The organism is Entomomonas moraniae (genome assembly GCF_003991975.1).
GTDB classification, from domain to species: Bacteria; Pseudomonadota; Gammaproteobacteria; order Pseudomonadales; family Pseudomonadaceae; genus Entomomonas; species Entomomonas moraniae.
In genome coordinates this window covers 554,290-575,537 of record NZ_CP029822.1, presented here as the reverse complement: position 1 = coordinate 575,537, position 21,248 = coordinate 554,290, and the positions used below count along the sequence as shown (strand labels likewise).

15 protein-coding genes and 1 pseudogene are annotated in these 21,248 nt (G+C 37.6%); 10 read left to right on the top strand and 6 right to left on the bottom strand.

Going from position 1 to position 21,248, the window contains the following annotated elements; translation table 11 throughout:
* Nucleotides 1-5 precede the first annotated feature (5 nt).
* The 8 genes from DM558_RS02720 (at nucleotide 6) to DM558_RS02685 (ending at nucleotide 6,309) form a co-directional block, all read left to right on the top strand.
* Nucleotides 6-587, top strand: coding sequence for an NAD(P)H-binding protein (locus DM558_RS02720; RefSeq protein ID WP_127161942.1), 582 nt, complete (start codon nucleotides 6-8; stop codon nucleotides 585-587).
* Between the two features lie 55 nt (nucleotides 588-642).
* The gene (locus tag DM558_RS02715; protein WP_127161941.1) at nucleotides 643-1,788 is read left to right on the top strand and encodes an iron-containing alcohol dehydrogenase; all 1,146 of its coding nucleotides are present in this window, start codon (nucleotides 643-645) and stop codon (nucleotides 1,786-1,788) included.
* A 60-nt stretch (nucleotides 1,789-1,848) separates the two neighbouring features.
* On the top strand, nucleotides 1,849-2,691 hold the full coding sequence (locus DM558_RS02710) for an aldo/keto reductase (protein WP_127161940.1): 843 nt from the start codon (nucleotides 1,849-1,851) through the stop codon (nucleotides 2,689-2,691).
* 34 nt (nucleotides 2,692-2,725) lie between these two features.
* Nucleotides 2,726-3,046 (top strand): carboxymuconolactone decarboxylase family protein, encoded by a 321-nt coding sequence (locus DM558_RS02705; protein WP_127161939.1) that lies wholly within the window; start codon nucleotides 2,726-2,728, stop codon nucleotides 3,044-3,046.
* A gap of 24 nt (nucleotides 3,047-3,070) precedes the next feature.
* Nucleotides 3,071-4,033: an aldo/keto reductase gene (locus tag DM558_RS02700; RefSeq protein WP_127161938.1), complete on the top strand. Its 963-nt coding sequence runs from the start codon at nucleotides 3,071-3,073 to the stop codon at nucleotides 4,031-4,033.
* A 26-nt stretch (nucleotides 4,034-4,059) separates the two neighbouring features.
* Complete coding sequence (locus tag DM558_RS02695; protein ID WP_127161937.1) at nucleotides 4,060-4,497, top strand: cupin domain-containing protein; 438 nt, start codon at nucleotides 4,060-4,062, stop codon at nucleotides 4,495-4,497.
* A 231-nt stretch (nucleotides 4,498-4,728) separates the two neighbouring features.
* Complete coding sequence (locus DM558_RS02690; protein WP_164731228.1) at nucleotides 4,729-5,082, top strand: integrase core domain-containing protein; 354 nt, start codon at nucleotides 4,729-4,731, stop codon at nucleotides 5,080-5,082.
* Nucleotides 5,083-5,208: 126 nt separating this feature from the next.
* Nucleotides 5,209-6,309 (top strand): alpha/beta hydrolase family protein, encoded by a 1,101-nt coding sequence (locus DM558_RS02685; protein WP_127161935.1) that lies wholly within the window; start codon nucleotides 5,209-5,211, stop codon nucleotides 6,307-6,309.
* A 718-nt stretch (nucleotides 6,310-7,027) separates the two neighbouring features.
* Here the strand turns inward: DM558_RS02685 and DM558_RS02680 are convergent.
* On the bottom strand, nucleotides 7,028-9,895 hold the full coding sequence (locus DM558_RS02680) for a transglutaminase-like domain-containing protein (protein WP_164731227.1): 2,868 nt from the start codon (nucleotides 9,893-9,895) through the stop codon (nucleotides 7,028-7,030).
* 80 nt (nucleotides 9,896-9,975) lie between these two features.
* The gene (locus DM558_RS02675; RefSeq protein WP_127161933.1) at nucleotides 9,976-15,231 is read right to left on the bottom strand and encodes a carboxypeptidase regulatory-like domain-containing protein; all 5,256 of its coding nucleotides are present in this window, start codon (nucleotides 15,229-15,231) and stop codon (nucleotides 9,976-9,978) included.
* Between the two features lie 438 nt (nucleotides 15,232-15,669).
* Between DM558_RS02675 and DM558_RS02670 the strand changes: the two are divergent.
* Nucleotides 15,670-16,275 (top strand): annotated as a pseudogene (locus DM558_RS02670) (tyrosine-type recombinase/integrase).
* A gap of 272 nt (nucleotides 16,276-16,547) precedes the next feature.
* Here the strand turns inward: DM558_RS02670 and DM558_RS02665 are convergent.
* From DM558_RS02665 to DM558_RS02650, 4 genes are all read right to left on the bottom strand, one after another.
* Nucleotides 16,548-16,874: a hypothetical protein gene (locus tag DM558_RS02665; protein WP_127161932.1), complete on the bottom strand. Its 327-nt coding sequence runs from the start codon at nucleotides 16,872-16,874 to the stop codon at nucleotides 16,548-16,550.
* A 188-nt stretch (nucleotides 16,875-17,062) separates the two neighbouring features.
* Complete coding sequence (locus tag DM558_RS02660) at nucleotides 17,063-17,896, bottom strand: GTPase (RefSeq protein ID WP_127161931.1); 834 nt, start codon at nucleotides 17,894-17,896, stop codon at nucleotides 17,063-17,065.
* A 251-nt stretch (nucleotides 17,897-18,147) separates the two neighbouring features.
* On the bottom strand, nucleotides 18,148-18,510 hold the full coding sequence (locus DM558_RS02655) for a hypothetical protein (protein WP_127161930.1): 363 nt from the start codon (nucleotides 18,508-18,510) through the stop codon (nucleotides 18,148-18,150).
* A gap of 59 nt (nucleotides 18,511-18,569) precedes the next feature.
* The gene (locus DM558_RS02650; protein ID WP_127161929.1) at nucleotides 18,570-19,712 is read right to left on the bottom strand and encodes a DUF932 domain-containing protein; all 1,143 of its coding nucleotides are present in this window, start codon (nucleotides 19,710-19,712) and stop codon (nucleotides 18,570-18,572) included.
* A 564-nt stretch (nucleotides 19,713-20,276) separates the two neighbouring features.
* Here DM558_RS02650 and DM558_RS02645 point away from each other — a divergent pair.
* Entirely contained in the window at nucleotides 20,277-21,176 is a 900-nt protein-coding gene (locus tag DM558_RS02645) for an IS1 family transposase (protein WP_127161928.1), read from the top strand.
* The last annotated feature ends 72 nt before the right edge of the window (nucleotides 21,177-21,248 follow it).

The window sequence follows — 21,248 nt, the reverse complement described above, 5'->3', positions numbered from 1 at the left end:
ATAGAATGAAAAATATTTTGGTATTAGGTGCAAGTGGTAGTTTAGCCAAAGTAGTCATTACCGTTTTATTGGATAACCCTGAAATTAAATTAACGTTATTTTCTCGTCATATAACTGAGCTAATACCACTAACCCATGAAAGGGTTTCGGTTGTTAAAGGAGATGTGATGGATTTAGCTCAATTAGAACAGGCAATGCAGGGGCAGGATATTGTCTATGCTAATTTAGCGGGTGAGCTTGAGCTAATGGCTAAAAATGTGGTGCAAGCAATGGCTAAGCAAAATATCAAGCGTTTGATTTGGATAAGTTCAATGGGGATTTATGATGAAACAGAAACAGATCATGGTTCAATATTAGATCCCTATCGCCTTTCAGCCAAGGTCATTGAAGAATCAAAATTAGACTACACCCTTATTCGTCCTGCTTGGTTTACAAATGGCATAGAGGTCGACTATAAATTAACTCGTAAAGGCGAGGCTTTTCAAGGTGATCAAGTATCTAGGCGCAGTATTGCTGCCTTAATCGATAAGCTAATCCAAAAGCCTGATTGTGCTATTGGTGAAAGTTTAGGTATTGCTAAAGTTTAAACTATATTTTTTTAATAAATTAAAAAACATAACTTCAATTAAATAAGGATTCATTATGTATTCGTTTAGCTTCCAAAATCCAACACGTATAGAGTTTGGCACTGATAAAGAAAAAAATATGGGTAAGTATATGCAAGAGTGTGAAGCTAAAAAAGCTCTCATTATCTTTGGCAGTGATCGCATTAAAGAATCAGGTTTATTTGATGATGTGACCACTAGTCTTAAAGAACACGGCATTGAATTTATAGAATGCGGTGGAATTAAAAGTAATCCACTTCTCAGTAAAGTACGAGAAGGAGTCTCAATTGCTAAAGAATTTGGTGCTGATAGTGTATTAAGCATTGGCGGTGGATCTTGTTTAGATAGTGCTAAAGCAATTGCGGCGGGTAGTTTGTACGAGGGAGATGTATGGGATTTCTTTACAGGCAAAGAAGTCGAACAAGCATTGCCTATTTTTGATGTGATGACGCTAGCAGCAACCGGCAGCGAAATGAATAGTGGTGGCGTGGTAACCAATGAGGAAACCAAACAGAAGTATCCTATACGTGGTTTTAGCTTATATCCTAAAGTATCTGTTATTAATCCCAAGCTTCAAGCGACAGTAAGTCAAGACTATTTGGTTTATTCTGCTGCGGATATTATTGCCCATTCAATTGAGGGGTATTTTACTGCGACAGTACAACCTGAGCTGATAAATTTACAAGTTGAAGCGAATATTAAAACGGTTATTCGTACTACCGAAATATTATTAAAAAATCCAGCAGATCTTGATGCTCGTGGAGAGTTTGCTTGGGCTGCAACGATGGCATTAAATGGAATAACTCTTTTAGGTACAGCTGGCGCTAGCTATCCCAATCACATGATTGAACATGCCATGAGTGCAGTCTGTGACGTTCCCCATGGTGCAGGTTTGTCCGTTGTTATGCCAGCTTGGATGACTTGGTGGAAAGACCGTAATCCAAAACAATTTCAACGTTTTGCGAAAGAGATTTTTGGTTTAACAACTGCTGAGGAATGCATTCAAGCATTAACAGCATGGTTTGACAAAATAGGAACACCAACCAAACTTGTACAGCTTCATATTGATGGCCATGTATTAGAAGAGGTGATTGACAATGCAACACAAAATGCTGTCGATTGGAAAATGAGTGATCTTTATGACCGTAAGGCGATTACGGAAATATTTAATTTAGCAAAATAATTGGGATTGGATTGTTATGGCATCTTCAACTAAGCCAGATCCTTTATAAGGAGAACTATTTTGGAATATGTAACATTGAATAATGGTGTCCAAATGCCTATTCTTGGCTATGGTGTTTACCAAGTGGACGCAGAAGCCTGTGAAAAATGTGTATTAGATGCTCTGAGTGTGGGGTATCGCTCCATTGATACAGCACAAGCATATGGTAATGAGGAAGGCGTTGGAAATGCAATAGAAAAATCCGGTATTCCTCGATCAGACATATTTATTACTACAAAAATATGGATCACGAATGCGGGATATGACAAGGCTAAAAAATCGATAGCAGAGTCTTTAGATAAGCTTAAAACAAACTATATTGACTTGTTATTAATCCATCAGCCATTTAATGACTATTACGGCACCTACCGGGCGATGGAAGAAGCCTATAAAGAAGGTAAAGCCAAGGCAATTGGTGTTAGCAACTTTTACCCCGATCGGCTTATTGATCTTGCCCACTTTGTAAATATTAAACCTGCGGTTAATCAAGTTGAAACGCATGTATTTCAACAACAAAAAGTGGCTCGTGAGGTGATGCAAAAGACCAATACTCAGATTATGTCATGGGGACCGTTTGCGGAAGGAAGAAATAATTTCTTCACAAATTCTCTTCTTCAAGAAATTGGAAAAATACACGATAAATCCGTAGCTCAAATTGCTCTGCGTTTTCTGATTCAAAACGGTATTGTTGTTATCCCAAAATCCACACAAAAAGAGCGAATGATAGAAAATTTTGATGTCTTTAACTTTACGCTTTCAGATGAGGAAATGGAAAGCATTTCAGCGCTTGATACCGGAGCCAGTCTGTTTTTCTCACATCAAGACCCAAAAACAGTAGAGCGGTATATGTCAATTTTGGATTAAGCGTAAAGCAACAAGTAAATAAAGGAGAAAACACATGGTTAAGGTAACAGCAGGAAGAGATGCTCTAGGAGAGTTTGCGCCGAAATTTGCACAGCTTAATGATGATGTATTATTCGGTGAAGTATGGTCTAGGGAAAAAGAACTATCTGCGCGTGACAGAAGTTTAGTGACTGTAACAGCTTTGATATCAAGTGGTATTTTAGACAGTTCTTTGCAGTTTCATTTGCAGACGGCTAAAACAAATGGCATCACTAAAGAAGAGATTGTTGAAGTATTAACACATGCAGCATTTTATGTAGGATGGCCTAAAGCATGGGCGGCTTTTCGTCTTGCTAAAGATATTTGGTCAAACTAATATTATTGAACAAAAGGTATTGCTATGAATTATATAAAACTCGGAAACTCAGATATTAATGTGTCACGTTTTTGTTTAGGATGTATGAGCTTTGGTGATCCAGTCAGTAAGATGCACGCATGGACACTCAATCCTGATGAAAGCGAGACCATTATTAAACATGCGCTGGATTTGGGGATTAACTACTTTGATACAGCCAATATTTACTCTGATGGGACAAGCGAAGAATATTTGGGGAGAGCAATCAAAAAAAATATAATTCGGGATAAAGTAGTACTTGCTACGAAAGTATATTTTAACGAAGGACATCTCTCAAAAGCGGCGATTGAAAGAGAAGTCAATAACTCCCTCAAACGTCTTGGAACCGATTATATTGACCTGTATATTATCCATCGCTTTGACTATACGACCCCGATAGAAGAAACCATGGAAGCATTAGACAACCTCATTAAAATTGGCAAGGTTAGGGCTTTGGGTGCATCTGCAATGTATGGATACCAGTTTTTTAATATGCAACTAGTAGCCAAGCAAGGTGGCTGGACTCCTTTTGTCTCCATGCAAAATCATTATAATTTGCTGTATCGTGAAGATGAGCGTGAGTTAATTCCTATTTGCAAACAGCATAATGTTTCATTAACGCCTTATAGCCCTCTTGCGGCTGGAAGACTTTCTCGTTTAGATTGGAAAACGGATACTTTGCGTAGCCAGACAGATCAAACAGCCGTTTCTAAATATGATAGTACTCAACAAACTGATACTAATATCGTGCTCAGAGTGCACGAACTTGCTGAGAAATATAATGCTACCATGACACAGATTGCATTAGCTTGGCAATTTGCAAAAGGGGTAGCAGCACCAATTATTGGCGCTACTAAAATAAAATATATTGATGATGCTGTCGGCGCATTGAAAGTTTCGTTGTCAAAAGAAGATATTACCTATCTCGAAGAGCCCTATACACCACACCGTATTGTCGGTGCTCTTTAATTACTTTTACAATCAGAGGTGCAATCATGAAGATAATGGAACAATCGGAGTTCGAAAAAACAAATGTATTTGGAACAGGCAAACCTAATGAAGCTTATGCCAAATATTTTATTGGCAACTCCTTCATCAATCCACTGACTGATCCGAAACAAACGCCAATTCATCTTTCTAATGTGACGTTTGAACCAGGTTGCCGAAATAACTGGCATATTCACCATGCCAGCAAAGGTGGTGGGCAAATTCTCATCTGCACTGCTGGAAGCGGATGGTATCAGGAAGAAGGCAAGGATGCAGTTAGTTTGGAGCCAGGCTGCGTCATTGTCATTCCTGCACAAACAAAGCACTGGCACGGCGCAAAAGCAGACTCATGGTTCAGTCACATTGCAATGGAAGTGCCAGGAAATAATACCTCAAACGAGTGGTTAGAGCCTGTGTCTGAGCAGGAATACCAAAAATTAAAGTAATAATTTATGGAACTCTAAACCCTACCCTGACGATTGTAGTTTTAATAAATCTGTCGCTCAGAATATTTTAGAGAGATACTTTATTATGAGCAAAATCGATCGGGCGGGGTAAATGATATAGCCTATCATTAAGATTAATCAGCAATGGTTACATCTTTCTATAGTTCTGGATCTATATTCACGCAAAATCATCGATTAGGCAATAGATATTCATATGCAGAATTCATTGGTATGCCAAGGCATTCACTATGGCAAATCTTCATTGTATTTCTCCAAGCAAGGGGATTGTTCATAGCGGTTGGGAGAGCCGGTCAATATTGTTCTGATGATTACCAAGCCACATTAACGGCTTATAATTTAACATGCAGCATGAGTTGCAAGGTAAACTATTGGGGTAATGCAGTGGCTGAAAACTTCTTTTATACCCTTAGAACAGAGTGGATCTATCAACATAAGTTAGAAAATATTGCTCAGGCCAAATCTATGATCTTATGGTATATTGAAGCTTATTATAACCGTGTAAGAAAACACTCTCATTTAGATTATTTATTACCTGTTCAATTTGAAAATAAACAAGCAAAATAATTTAATATAACTCCCCATTAAAATCAAGGTACATCACTTTTAGGTGGTTTATTATTAGGAGAATACAGCTTCCCAATGAGTAAATAGCGGTGTGTTTTTGAACAATAATAAAAGGATGGTGAATTGATGAATAACCTATTTCAACTAAAGAAAATAATTACTTTTTGTGGTGCTTTAGCCTGCCTATCGGCTTTTGCTTGTGTAAAGGCAGCCCGTGCTGAGACAGCTACATCGCCAGTAACTAGCGAAAATAGTCCGTTAGTGTTGGCAAAACGAGGCAGTTTTTTTATCGGGGGTGAGAAGGCCAAACAAAATTTTATCGAGTTGGGCAGTCAAAGAGCTGCTGACACGGTTACCATTAACCAAATGTATGTTGAGTTTATGCAACCTGTTGGAAAAACCAAACTGCCCGTGGTGATGGTTCATGGCGCTGGGCTAAGTGGTAATAGTTATGACACAACACCGGATGGCCGTATGGGATGGTATGAGTATTTTGTGCGTAATGCTTATCCAACCTATGTTGTCGATCAAGTTGGGCGTGCGCGCTCTGGCTTTAATCAAGCTATTTTTAATGGCGTGGGGGCAAAAGAAGCTGATCCCAGTCAGCAACCAAAGATCACTCGTATGGGAGATTTACATGCGGCGTGGATCAATTTTCGTATTGGCCCAAGCCAAGGGGTTGCTTATAAGGATTCACAATTTCCTATTGAAGCGATTGATGAACTTTCTCGAATGGGGATTCCTGATTTGTCGGCTTCATTAACATCGCCTAACCCTAATTATCAAACGCTATCAATGTTGGCGGATAAGTTGGATGGCATCATTTTAATGGGACACTCCCAATCGGGTCATTTCCCACTGGAAACAGCGTTATTAAACTCTGAAAAAGTGAAAGCCATGATCTTACTTGAGCCAGGAACCTGTTTAAATGATCAACTTAGTGATGCACAGCTAAAAAAACTAACGTCAATTCCCTTGCTGGTTGTTTATGGCGATCATTTGTCGTCTTCGACGGAGCTTCCCGGAAATGCCCTGGGTTGGCAGCAACGTTTTGAAGGGTGTCAAACGCTCATCAAACGAATCAATACTCTGGGTGGCCATGCACAAATGCTCTATCCACCAAGTTTAGGTATCCTAGGCAATAGCCATATGTTGATGTTAGATAAGAATAATCTGCAAATAGCCGACCTAATTATGGATTGGATAAATAAAAATACTAATCAATAGCTTTTATCCATTTTAGGTTTATTGATTGGTATATGTCTGCTGTTCGCTCATTTTTGCCTAAGGCGCATATGTGCCAAGGGCAGTCATTGACATCTTTCTAATATTTAGTAATATTATGATATGTTCGTGTGGCAACACTGATTAGTTTAAAAAGGAAGCAAGTGGATCAAGTGGTTTGTGTTAAAATGAGGTCAGATAATTTTATTATAGAAAAACTCTTGGATAGTGAGTGAAACTGTGAAGTTATACTAAAGGCTATATGAAGAAGTCTTATGTATTTTATGGCTTAGATGTAGTAGCTCAAATCTAAACTGACAGGTACCTCTTAAAAATGGGGAGTGTCACATCTGTTCCTAGCTACTATAGGTAGAGTCGGTCGAAAGTTAAATGGATATTGAAATGAAAAAAATGTTTGCTATTTTAGTATGTATATTGTCTGTTTTTGGAGCGGTTTATTCTCTTCCCAACGCAATCTACTTGTTTATTTGTGTAGCTATTTTTTACTGTAGTTTGGGTTATATACTTAGACCCAACGCCCCTCCTTATAAAAAGTTTGAAGAGATTTATGGCAATATTGTAAATCGCATTAAAAAATTATAATCTAACTCATATTAACTGTGATAACCAATATTATTCTATTGGCTACCACAATATTCAAAGTGTCTATGAGTTAATAGGTTAATAAAATACTCGTAATATTTATAGTAAACTAAATATTTTATCTAAAGCATGATGTTGCACTGCTTTCAACCTCTTCGAAGGTAATTACAACATTAGTTATAGCTGTAATAACACCAAATATAAGATCAATTAACGCTTTTGTTTTTAAGCCAGCAATAACTCCAAAACCAGGCCCAAGCCCCATTATTGTTATACCTATGAGCATTCCCCCTACAAAACATTTTTGCCATTCTTTATCTGCTGAAGCATACAAATTCATTACATTACCCATTGCTGCTGCAATTATTGGTGTTAGCATCGCAGTTAACAACCCTACTGCTCCAACTCCTAATGGTCCAGCAGCAATACCCGCTGCCCATAATGCTATTGTAAAATATAGTACGGATGTAAATGCAGCTCCCATTAAGATGCCTAAAAAAAAGCCTCCATTTTTTCCACCACTAATTTTATAAGCCCCGTCTCCAGTATCGGGATCAATAATTAGATAGCCACTTCCTTTAAATCCTGGTACTTCAATTTGTTCTGTGTGTGTAATAACTTCTTTACCTACCGCTAATGCATTTTTTATCTCGCTCATGGCCAAACTATCTAACTTAAGATTTTGCAATGCTGTTACTTCATTTTCATAATTAATTGTGTAGATCCGTTGCCCTTGCTGAAGAGCTATAGCCAATGCTTTAACTGCTGAAAACCCTTCTATTTTAGAGCTACCGTTAGTATCATTAAAAAAATGTTCTGGAATTTGATGTTCTAAAGCTGAGCTCATCAATCCAATCTGCTGATTAAACTGTTTTCTTTCTAATTTACTCCCTTTAGCCTCTTCGAGTGTTTGTGCTACACGAATATTCATAAATATTCCATGAGACTCAATTCCTCTATTTAGTCCAAAGAAAGTTTTTTTATAAGGTTCATAGCCATAAGTACCGATTGAGGGTATAGCCTGATAATTCACTCTTGTTTTTGCACTCATAACTTTGCATTTAGATATGTACTCAATATAATAACCTTGTACCCCAAAGGTAAACATATCCCCTAGTAGCTCATCTCTAGTGAGACTTCCAATTTTGTCTATATCTTTTTGATCTAAAATTTGTTTAGTATATTGAAGTTTGCTATAAATAGAGTCAAAAATTTTCTTAGATAAGTTACTTCCCGTAATAGCTAAAGCTAAATAGCTTCCAGAGATAACCTTATCTCTTAAATTTAGATAATTACGTGTTTGTGTACTAATTTGATACCCAACCTCTAAGTCTTCACCTAATGCAATGATACTACTTGTTAACAATACCTCACCATTACATTTAATTTCTGGGATAACATGAATGCTTGAAGGAAGAAAATTAGGTAGCTGATTAAAATCTGTAAAACCACTGGGGGATAAGGCTTTAATTGCTTCCTCATCAGCTTTACTCGCTGGCTTATAACTAATAATAATATTTTGTTGATTGAGTTGATACAATGGAGCTTCTTTTTTTTGAATGTAATCCCCATTAATATGATTATATTCTAAGCCCAAGGTTACTTGCACTTGCAAAGCATTAGGTAATTGAATATTTGATACCCCACGGACTACAGATAAGTAAGGTAAGCTACCAGGTAACATACTGAATTTTTGTTCAATGATTTTTCGACCACCAACAATGTCGTTGAGAGTTGGTTTTTGCATATTGAAAATATGTGTAACCAAATTATCTCTTGCCTGAAATTGTGCTTGCTGAATGATATTGGAATTTAATCCTTGTACCCAACCTTCTTGTTCATTAACTGAACCACTGCTAATTAAATCATTTGTTATTTTTTCACCATCTAAATTAGAAACAGTAACTTCATCTATTCCTTGTAAGTATTCATATTGCTTATAACTACCATCCAAAGGTATCCAACTGTCAATAGGATTACGCGCAGAAACTGGTTTAGCTCCACGTGATGGATAATATGGTACTGCCGCTTCGACCCAAACATGTTCGATACGAACTTTAGCAATTTTGCCGCCTACAGTAACACTAGTAACAGGTATACCTCCTGCTGAGACAAAATCCATAGCCGCGTTAACATTTTCAAAATCACCTGCCATGTTAATAAAATTATCAACAGGAATATCAACGGTTCCATGCACATAACGAGCTGGGATTTTAGCCGCACGCAACAAGGCAATCATCAGTGTTGAAATATCCATGGCATTACCACGACGAACATCCAGTGTCATATCAGCAGTTTGCTGACCACCCCATGTCGGTTGCCATTCCACATTATTGCGTACCCATTCATAAATTTTAACAGGGCTATTAGCTAATTCTTTTGCTTTTGCAAGAATATCATCAGTGATTTCTGTTTCATTGGCTGAAGCAATATATTCAGGCAAAAAGAAATCATCAATATTTTTTAGGTCTCTGGTTTTAATATTGATATCAGTAGTGCCTTCAACACTGAAATCACGAGGTACATTAGTTCGATCGGCCTTCAATGATTGAAATGGCATTTCGGTTAAATCTTCAGGTTCTGCTAGAGGTGATACCTCATCTAGCCATGCTGATAAAGCATTACCTTGTTCACTGTTTGCACTCCTAGTAATGGAAGTGCTAGAAGATAAACCATTAAGATAGTTTCGGAAAGTTGTCGCCCTTTCTGTCACTAAGTTAAGTTGTTTGTTGAGATCATCAATAATAGCTTGTGATGATTTACTTGTAACAGCTTGCTTTAACTCTTCTTGAATATTGTTAATAGCCTTCTCGATAAGGTTATTAAATTTGTTTAGTGTTTCTTTAGAATTAAAACTAATCTTTGCAGCTAAAGTGGCTTGTGGTCCAACAGAAACACGCACCTCATCAACTAACTCGGCTAGTTGACGTTCTACTGATAATTGTGTACTGCTGTTAGCAGCAGTTGTTGTATTTAATGTAGTCATATTTTTTCTCATTGCATATTTGAATTGATAATAGAAATCTAAGTTATGTCCATATTTTTTATTTTATGGACATAATTTTACTATTTTGATTTTGGTTTTTTTATAACGATGCCGCCTTCTCCTGGTGACATAGCTTTAGGAAGTACATGAAGCTCTCTAGTAACCAGTAACTTAGAATGCTCATTAATTTCTGCTATTAATAATATTGGATAGGTTTTGTCAGGTAATAAGCCTGTTGTCTCTATCCTGAAAACTAATCTCTGCCGTTGTCTTGCATTTAAATTAATAATACTTTCCTGAAGTTTAATGTTTTGGTCGCCATTAACAAGAATATGAGTAATTTTTAGATTTATTAAGTCAGTATTGCCAAGGTTATAAAAATCATCAATACTCACTGTTGAAGATCCAATTACAAGTTCTGGTATTCCTCCAGCACTTATCTCTAATTTCTCTAAAAGTTGTTTAGGATCGGTAATTACTTGATAAAAGGTTTCTGCACTGGCTAGCAGTTCGCCTTTGCCATTAAATAGCTTGGCTGTCACTGTATAGTTACCTAGTTCAGCATTCATTAAAACCTGATTAATTGTAAACTGACTAAAGCTGCTACTGGCGGGGATTTCCCCAATACTTTGCTTGTGACTGAACTCCTGTGCTGAGTTTGGTGCAACAACAGTTAACTCAATATAGGCCTCTTTAATAGGCGTATTAATCGATAAGTTTCGATACAGTGAAGTTAACTCCACTTGATCATTCTGCATATATTCTGGCTTGTCTGTTGTAACTCGTAATGAGGCAACTGGTTCTCCTTCATTAACTGCTAAAATAGAGAAGATTGAATGATCTTCAGCAACCACGTTACCTTGCTCATCCATCAGTTTTCCGCATAAAGTATAATTACCTGCCGTATTTAATGCTGTACCCCAGTTTTCGCTGTGTGTAACACCAGAGCTTGCAGCAATAATGCCTACGTCAGTTACTGGTAGCAGACTAACAACTTGGTTATTGGCGTCTAGTATTGAAAGTTGGATATTAAACTTACCGGGATAACGTCCAAGATTATTAGCAACTGCTTGCAGCTGAACATTAGTTTCTGGTAAATAGTTGGCTTTATCGGTACTTACCGTAATGTCTCCATAACGTAATGAGGTAAGATCGAGTATCGCGGTATTGTTAGCACGATTAGCGTCGTCAATAGTATGAATACCTGCACCATCATCGTCAGCCACCACATAGAGAATGCTTATCTGACTAAGATCAGCAAGGCTAAGAGAGACATCTTGGTACCCATCGCTATGAAGTGCTTGACTTGTCTTAACGACACCTAGCAATACACCCCCTGAAAGAGGATCACCATTATAATAAGCAACGGAAACACCCGATGGAACGGGGTAGCCACCTCCATTACCAATACGCACAGTCAGTGTTGAATCACCTTGTCCAAATTTATCTTCTACACGGATATAAGAAGCGGTTAAATCAGCTACAACCGTAGGATCAAGATCTAAGGGGCGATTAAGCCTAAAGGTATTGTGTAAGTCCCAGCTATTGCCTTGATGCGTTGGAATGGCAAGGTCATCATTGATATTGTTGATGTAGTAGTCGTATTGGTTCCAAATATTGCGAGTACGAACCCAGCTGTTATTTTTTCCCTTGAATACGCGTAGTCCCCGATAGTCAACACCATCATTAAAATCATCTCCAACAACTAATAACTCGGCATGCCCATCGTTATCAATATCGGCAATAACAGGATATTCTCCTGCAGTTGTACTACCATGAGGAACGGTAAATAGCTCATTACCTGTTTCACCATCATAAATATGAATATTTTTCTCATCTGCATAAACAACTTCTGCCCGTCCATCACCATCGAAGTCAAATACACTTGATCCGGTTTGTGAGCTTGAGCTGTCTTGAACAGGTTTGTTCCATAAAATACTGCCATCAGCTTTAAATACAGTGTAATAATAAGCGCCTGCAATACCTATTTCAGGGATACCATCACCATCCATATCTGCGATAACAGGGGCACCTCCTTTCCCGCCACCTGGTAAACCAACAGGTCCCCAAAGTATTTCACCTTTATAGTTAAGCATATAAACCTTGCCAACAGCTGAAACAACTATTTGCGGATGAGCTTCATTACTAATAAACTTGCCCACAGCGGTATAACCATCACCAACCGTATTATTTTGCCATAACAAATTACCTTGGTAGTCATAAGCAGAAGCACCTACAATAACCTCTGGAAAACCATCAAGATTAATATCAGCGGCGAATGATTGCATGCCTGTTTTACCACCATGAAAACTTCCTTTACCGGCCCATAACAAAGAACCGTCTGATCCATTTAAAACGTGGCGTCCAAACAAAATCTCAACATTGCCATCACCATTCAAGTCGATAATTGAGGGACCACCACCGTAGGGTTGATAATAATAAGGTGAAGATGGGATAGTACTCAGCCATTTTACTTTCCCAGTTACAGTACAAATTGCCGCAAGTTGACCGCTCATAGTTGGTACTAATACCTCAACCAATCCATCATTATCAATATCCGCAGCAGCAATACCTGGCCAACCAGATAATTTAACTCCCTCTGGGTCTTGAATAGTTAATTGTTTTTCCCCTGTATTACCATTGACAATGTGTAATTTTCCTGACGAAGAGAAGCCATTGTGACTAAGGAAAATAATACTAGGCATATCTTTAGCATCGATATTTCCATTTCCATTAGTGTCTCTTGTTGGTATTACTAATACGCCAGACGTTACATTTAAAGAATCACTGCGCCATTTTAAAACGGGCTCGATTTCGCCAATTTCTGGTTTAATTCTTGCGGCCATTGCAGTAGAACCGATATTATTTTGTTTACTGAGTTCTTCAACCTTATTTTCACTATCAACTACTGCGTAAATAGGTGCATCTCTAAACTCAAGCACACCAGAAACATCAATCGTATACGTTTCTGTTTGGTTAATTAGTAATGGTTTTTGTACAGTTATTTTTCCTAAAACTGTATCGATACCTACATCGAATGTTTCGTTATGGTTGTTATCTTTAAATGCTACGATGGTAAAGCCAGCAGGTGCATCAGCTCTACCTAAGTTAGAGACTGTTACAGCAACACTACCTGTCACTTTTAATGTTTGCTGATCTGTACTTAAATTTATTGGAGCAACAAAATCTACGACAAGGTCAGCCAATTTTTTATAGTTTTGATTATCATTTGAAGCTAGACGAATTTGTCCAAGATCATTCACTTGCTTTTCAAACATACTGATTTCAAAGTTTGTGTCGCGATAGTCTTTTTTAGTAAATGCAAGTGCAACAATATCATCATCAATATTTTCAAAGATAAATTGGCCAGTCACATTTGTTGTGCTTACGGAGGTAATATTATTAACAGTAGCTGCTACCATTACATCCGCTAACGGTAATCCCGTTATGGAATCAACAACAACCCCTTTAACGGTTGTCTTATCTGGTTTTACTTGTGATTCAGCATGTAATGAAACGGATAGAATATAGTCTGTTACATCATCAATAGTAATAGTGGTATTAGCTGATTGATAACCATTAGCAGAAACAGTAATAGTAATACTTCCTGCACTTAAACCGGTTACTTTGTAACTACCATCGGTAGAGGTTGACACCATTTTATTATAGTCGCCAGTGATGATAACATTTACACCACTAATAGGTTGGCCTGTAATTGCATCGGTAATAATGCCATGAATAGATGAACCTGTTTGCTCTGGAGCAAGTTGTAAGACAACATCACCCAATGCAAAATTACTGTTTTCACTGATACTAACGTGCATAACTTTATTAAGATAGCCATTCAATGAAATAGTGAAAGTGTAGTTACCTGCTACCAATTCAGAAAATTGAAATATACCATCGCTACTGGTTATTTGTTTTTTTCCATTAGATTCTTCAATAACAACTCCTTTTAATGGTTGCATCGTTTCTTCATCAAGAATACGACCTGATATTGAACTCTTCATCGGAATTGGATTTTTTTGTGCAATTAAAGCAGGGGAGAAATAAATAATTTCACCTAGTTTAACGGTAGCAGTACCCACTACCTCATGATAACCATAAGCTGTAATAGTAATAGTTATGGTCCCTGGGGCTATAGTAGCTTGATAATACCCTTTATTAGAACTAATTATCTGTCCATCAGATAATGAAATAGTTGCATCGTTAATGGCCTTACCTGTGCTTTGATCAGTAATAAAACCGCTAATCATTGTCGTATTGGCCACTCGTTTAAGTTGAATATCTCCCAACTGAATCGTTTTTAACTCTGGGATAATAATGCTTCTTTGGGTGACTAAGTAGCCATTTTGAGAGGCCTCTATCTGGCTTTCTCCAACAGCTTTTATGGGCAAACTGAAAGAACCACTTTGATCAGTCATTGTTGTTTGATTTTGGAATGTGACAGTTATACCTGCTAGTATCTGCCTAGTATCCGCATCAATAATCCTTCCTTGTAACAAAGGAATATCGCTACCGCCTATTTCGCTCACCATATTTAATGCTCGCAAAACTAAAGAAGTGACATAAACATCATCTTCCCAACTACCGTCTGTATCTTGAATAGACACTAAATAATCAATAGCAGGCATAACTTGTATTAGTTCGTTTAAATTAGGTAGAACAGCTAAAAGTGCTAATGCCGTATAATCCGTATACTCCCAATACCCATCAGCATTACGTTGATCTAATAGCCATTGCACGGCTTTCTTTAACTGACTATTTAAATTATAAACTGTTCGATATTGCCACAATGCATTAATGGCTAACGCAGAACTGTAAATATCATTATGACCTAACGCATTTTTCCAACCACCATCAGCTTGTTGTTGAGATACAAGCCAAGTAATAGCCCAATTAGCCTCATTGCTTTTGGCCTGATCTGCAATCTCTAAAGCCTTTAACGCCCAAGTGGTATCTAACACAAAGCTATCGAAGCCTTGTGTAAATCCAAATCCACCATTTTGATTTTGATAGGCTTTAAGGTGGAGAACTAAGCCACTATTATCATGTTTTTGTTGTGCATTAGTAATAATACGCCGTGAAATAAACTCTGTGCTGTCATCAGACGAGGTAGTTAGAAAAGAAAATGCTTTAGCTTGTGATTCATCAAAACCTAATTCTAAATCATAAAAAGTAGTTAATGCCTCGCTAGTAGACTGTTCTGGTAACACCAGATCATTATCTGTCGTATAAGCACCTTCTGTGTTTTGTTGTTTTTTTATCCATGAAATACTCTCTTTAAGCTTTGTTTCGCTTAAGACAGTATTTTTATTAAGTTGTGTATAGCCCATTTAATAACCTCTATATTAGAAATGGCAATTACTAGCACAAGGTAATTATTTGTAAAATTAGGCATGGGTGATAATTTGAAGGTTTATGGATCTTATTAAAATAGACGACCTTATAAATAAAACAATTATTCTCTAAGCTTATTTTTACAATATAACCTTGCATTACGTACAAAAAATATCAAAATAAATAGTTAATACTTTGATAACTACTATTAAATACTTTTATATGCTCAATTTATTTTTGCTATAACAAGAATTAAAAATACAGTTGTTAAAAAAAGGTTTATATTTTTTCTTACTCATATATAGCTATATCTAGAGCTTTAACTGCATCAGCGCTGAATAATCTTGCTCTAGAACTAGGTTCCCAAAAGACTAACTGCCAGTATAAAATTATATTGCTAGCTATAATGAAAGCTCCTTTATTGCAGGAGAATAATGATGGCGACAACACCTTGGAATAAAAACCGTATTATTGTTCAGAAAAAACCTTTACAGATACCTCATATCTGGGGAATACGAATCAGGTTAGAATTAGAAGGTAAAGCACGTGATCTAGCACTTTTCAATTTGGCACTGGACAGCAAACTACGGGGTTGTGATCTATTGAAGTTAAAAGTATCCGATGTGACTTACGGGCCAACTATTTTAAGTAGGGCTCATGTATTACATCAAAAGACAGGTAGCCCTGTGCAATTCGAATTAACGAAAAGAACAAGAGAATCAATTGCCGCGAGGATAAAAAAGGCTCATTTAAGTGATACAGATTACCTCTTTAAATCAAGGGTTGATCCCACCAAACACCTCTCAACAAGGCAATATAATCGTATTTTTCACCAATGGATCAAAATACTTGGCTTAGATGACTCACAATACAGTACCCACTCCTTGAGAAGAACCAAGCCTTACTAGATTTATAAAAAAACTAAAAACATTAGAGTTGTTCAAATTTTGTTAGATCATAAAAAACTAGAAAGTACCGTTCGTTACTTAGGCATTGAAGTGGATGATGCGTTAGAAATATCTGAATCTATCGACATATAAGATGTTAGCAAGGTTGCTAATGCAGCCTTGCTAAAAATGGATATTTGCTAATAACAAAATGACCTTTAAGTATTTTAATAATGGTCCAATGTCTGCTGTTCGCTCATAGCAGAAGATTGCCTGTTAAATATTATGTTGAAAAAATGGCCCGTTAGCAAAAAATAAGGTACAACCATAAAAGTTATAGGCAAGCTGGCAAAAGCCAAGCCGCCTATAACCATCATAAGTGTTAAATAATTCACTCACCACCAAGCACTAAAGAACAACATCTCTTACTCAAACTCAAAGTGAGCCAATGTTTCATCGACCCAAACTTTAACGTCTGCTACATCCTCCCAATAATGCTCATCATACTCAGTACTGCCATAGAAAAAACCTTCTTGGGTTGGAAACAGCTCTTGGCAATTATCAGTAGTTAACTGATTAAGGGTGCCTTGCAGTATCTCAAGAACCTCCTTTGAAATAGGAATATACGCACAATTTTCAACAGACATCACGTTATTATTCACCCACTGCAACAACGCATTCACCTTACGAAACTCACCCACCTCCGACAACTGATCACGAGGACACGCAACAAACGAAATATCTAATCCCATAACAACTCCTTGGCTTGTAATATCACCAGCCATTAAAAATGATAGAAAATAAATACGTTAAAAATAAGAAATAAGAAATAAGAAACAGAACGAAATACAGCAATAAAAAGCAGAATTAAAACGACAAATGAAAATACAGAAAATAATTAAAACTTTACTCAAAGCCCTATTACTATGAATAGCTAGTGCTATAAAACTTTTATCTTAATCACCTGCCAAGCAAAATCATCAATAACTTCAGAGAGCCTTAACCCTAGCTCATCAAAATAAATATTATCAATTTCTGTTGGTTGATTATCTGTTGCAGGATATAACCATAGGCTGTAAGTATCACTGCCACGGTCATACACAATCGCCACTTTACCTTGAAATTTCAGATTGCTGACGGTAAAACCAATACTTGATGGTGTATTACTGTGGATGGCATCAGCATCACTTACCGTAAAATCAGTAGCCCCTGCATCCACCAGTAAATGACTGATCAATCGAAAACCATCTGGTGCTGTTAGGTTTTCCAGCTGCTCGATTAAGGCTAATAGCTCTGGGGATTGTATTTGCTCCTTTGGAGTAGACAATGGCAGTGAAATAGTCTTACCACCCAACATCATCTTGGTTACTTCATACTGCGTACCATCGGCAAGAGATTGGATTTCCTTTTCGGGTTCATCAATGCGTTTACCATTAAAATCATGACGAGCATACGGCGTGATCTCCACTTGATCACCGACGTTAGGAACAGCATCCACATAAGCCATGTCCACAATCACAAACTGATTTCTGGTTTGAGAGCGCTTAACTAAAATAAACACCTCATTCACAAATACCACCTTACCCGTAAACGATTGTGGATCACTGCAAAACCCTAACACATTCGGTTGTGGCAACAACTCACAAAAACGGTATTGATAACGAGAGCAATTACGTGGAATGAGCGGTCTAATAATTTGCGCTAACGACGACTGCACCAGATCTCTATCCAACTTATTTAAATAACCAGATCCTTTGTTGTGATTTAATGACATAATAAACTACTCCTAAGTAAAATCACTTCCTCCCTTGATCAAACCATAAACCATAGACGTGACAAAGCCTTCTGCCATACAGAAAAATTGTCATTCATGAATTATGGGTAGATATAAAGAAAGAAGTGAATAAAAAATGAAAAGAGAAAAATGAAATGAAAAAAGTGAAATAAGCTAAAATTAAAAATAATGATTATTGTGGTGCACTTTTCAACGATATTTAAGACATGACAACAATAGAACGAAATAAACTACCAAGCGGCCTGTAAAAACAACCGCTGTGTTGTAAAATCCACCTCTGCTAACTGCACAATACACCATTGCCTTAACTGATAAACTTGCTGCCAATAGGTTTCATCGTACGCATCAAAACCATGCACAAAATTCCTAATGGTCGGAAATACCTCTGTGCAATTAGCTGCTGACAACGCATTTAAGTCACAAGATAATTTAACTAACGTTTCCTTACTCAGCTCAATAATCCCACTACTGTGTAGCTCTACACAGTGATTATCAAACCAATTCAGTAGCGCATTACAATGTTTAAACTCGTCACAAGGCTCAATCGCTTCAACAGGACAACGGTAAGTAGTAATAATCAACTCATTCGTCATAATAAAAAACACCTCCTTTAAATACGGATAACTACAGAAAATAAAATAAACAAGAAAAACTAAGCAATCAGTTTTAAAGCAGACGAGAGAGCCTGTTGTTTTAACTGAGCTCCTTGACCAAACCACGCACTGTCCAAACGATTCTCCTGATTTTTAGCGCGACGTTTATGATCCACAAACTCCGTCACCGCATTCAACAACCCCCAAGCCGTCCCCTTAGCGGAAGCAAACTCAGAGCCACGGCCTTCACCTTCGTACAGTTGCTGCACTTGTTTAATGGCACGACCATTGGGTAACCTATTCCAATCAATAGCATCAACTGAAGCTTGTTCAATAGCCACAGGCAAATTGCCGGTATTACGGACAATACGCTCTAATAACGAAATTTCTTCACGCTCCTCAACCTCCAAAGAGACAACCTCACGAGAAGCCATATCCATCTCATCAGCAGCGACTAAAGCATCCTCTAACGATGCCGTAGGACTTAACACCTCCATAAAAAACTGCTCGGCTTCTTTAGCCGATACGTTACGCTTCGTTAATTCAGCCATCATCAACTTAAACTCATCCCAATGACCCGTGGTTAAGTTCAACCGACGTTTTACCTCCGTGGCATTAAAGTGCGTATTGTGCGGTACGCGTATTGCATTAACCGTACGATTCACTGCAATCGACAAGGTATTCTGGCATACTACACGCACCGTAGTAGGTGTCACTGTGGTGGCTAACGAACCATCACAAGAAGTGGCTAACAACACATACCCATTCACCTCATCTTGTCTGCCTAACACACAGGATTGCCCAGTACGGGCCAAAGCCCAAAATTTACGGCCTTGCTTTAATACCCCCGCGGTTTCCAGCTCAAAGCCAAACTGTTCGGTTAAATCCCGATAAAACTCCAACACCTCCATCGGTTGCACTACCTTATAACGGCTACTCACCACCGACAAAGGCAACCGATTGTCACTGCGATACAACACCTTCTGATCGGCAAAATCCACCAATGAACGCGATAAATCAATCACCCCATCATTCTCTGTATTATCCGACGCCACAAAACATACCGGTGCTTGCTTAATCTGCCAATCCATACCTGCGCTATTAGCCCAAGTTTCAATCGACTGCCCTGAAGGCAAAGAACTGCCCAAACCATGCCAAGGGGTTTCCCCCACATACGCCATACTCGATACCTGATGCGCCATACTAAAATCCTCGTTCTTTAATAATTTCTGATAAATAAACAAAATCAATAAAAATAACTAAACTAATATCAATAAACTCAGCTCATACAAAACTCAACACAACAAAAAAGCCCCTTGGATCACTCCAAGAGACTTCTTGTACTGTATAAATACGTGGCTACATTAACCACACTTAATTGAAAAAATTAAATAAATAATAAATGTTCCTATCGTGTGTAGAGCATACTACTTCAACTGATCTCTGACCCACTCAGACAATGAGCTAGCACTCTCTACCGCCAATTCAGCAGCTTTAACTGCTACCACCTTCAATAAAATATCCACTAAGGCACCCATATATAGCACTCCTTTATTTTTTTACGTTAGAAAAACTCTGGTTAAATAGATTAAATAAACTAAATAGAAAAAACGCCATCACAGCGCTAAATAAACACTAATCCTGTTTACTCAAGGAAATAATATATAACTGAATTTTTTTTAAATGCTAATAAGTCACTAATTCATTACAATGCACTACATAATCATGATGACTACTGAATTAAAGACCGAGTAAAGCGAACTGAAATGGATCAGCCAAAATACTACAACCTAGTGCCTCAAGATCTACACCCTGAGCTTGATGCAATGCTGCATTACCTTGACACCTATCCTTTTGAAAAGCCTAGCGACTGCCCTCATTGCGGCAGTAAAAAACTTTCAGACAATGGAACTAATCCCACAAGCGAAATCATGAACTACCGTTGCCTTGATTGTTACAAAGGCTTTAATCAGCTCACAGGCACATGCTTTGCCAAATCAACGTTTGCACACATGCATAAATGGGGTGATTTTGCTCGATTACGCTTATCCGGTGAAGGCATTCACGCTATCAGTGTAACCCTTGGCATGTCAACACAAGGAGCAACAAAGCGAGATCAGCGCATTAAAAACCTAATGCAACAACAATACCCTAAACTCTTTGCTTGGTGGCAAATACGACAAGATTGGCAAGAACTTAGTCTATCCCCCTTGATACAACAACAAGCAGATACTTTTACTCAATGGCTTGAAAATCTCTTAAATCAAACCTTTGCGACTTGTCCCAATTGTAGCAAACCCCATTGCAAAAAACTTAAGCAAACACATCGTCCACAATTTCATTGTCATCGTTGTAATACTTCTTTTAACTTACTACGTAATACCGAGTTTCACCTTGTTCACTACCCAGAACTTTGGCTTGATTATGCTAAACTACTAGTACAAGGCTACAGTGATAAAGACATCAGTAACCAACTTAATATTGGCCAAAGCTTAAGTAATTATTGGCGTCATCGCTTTATCAAGCAAATGATCGAACAGGGCCATGAAGAACTTGTACAATGGCTCATTTGGCAACGTAAGCGTAATTATAATCAAAAATCACAACAAATCTGGGAAGAAAAAGCGAAGCAAGCACCGCTAAAAAATCATAATAAGTCGAAATAAACACTTTGTTACAGTTAGACTAAAGGCTACAATACAAACATATAAAATTTTCTATAGCAACCATGGACTTAT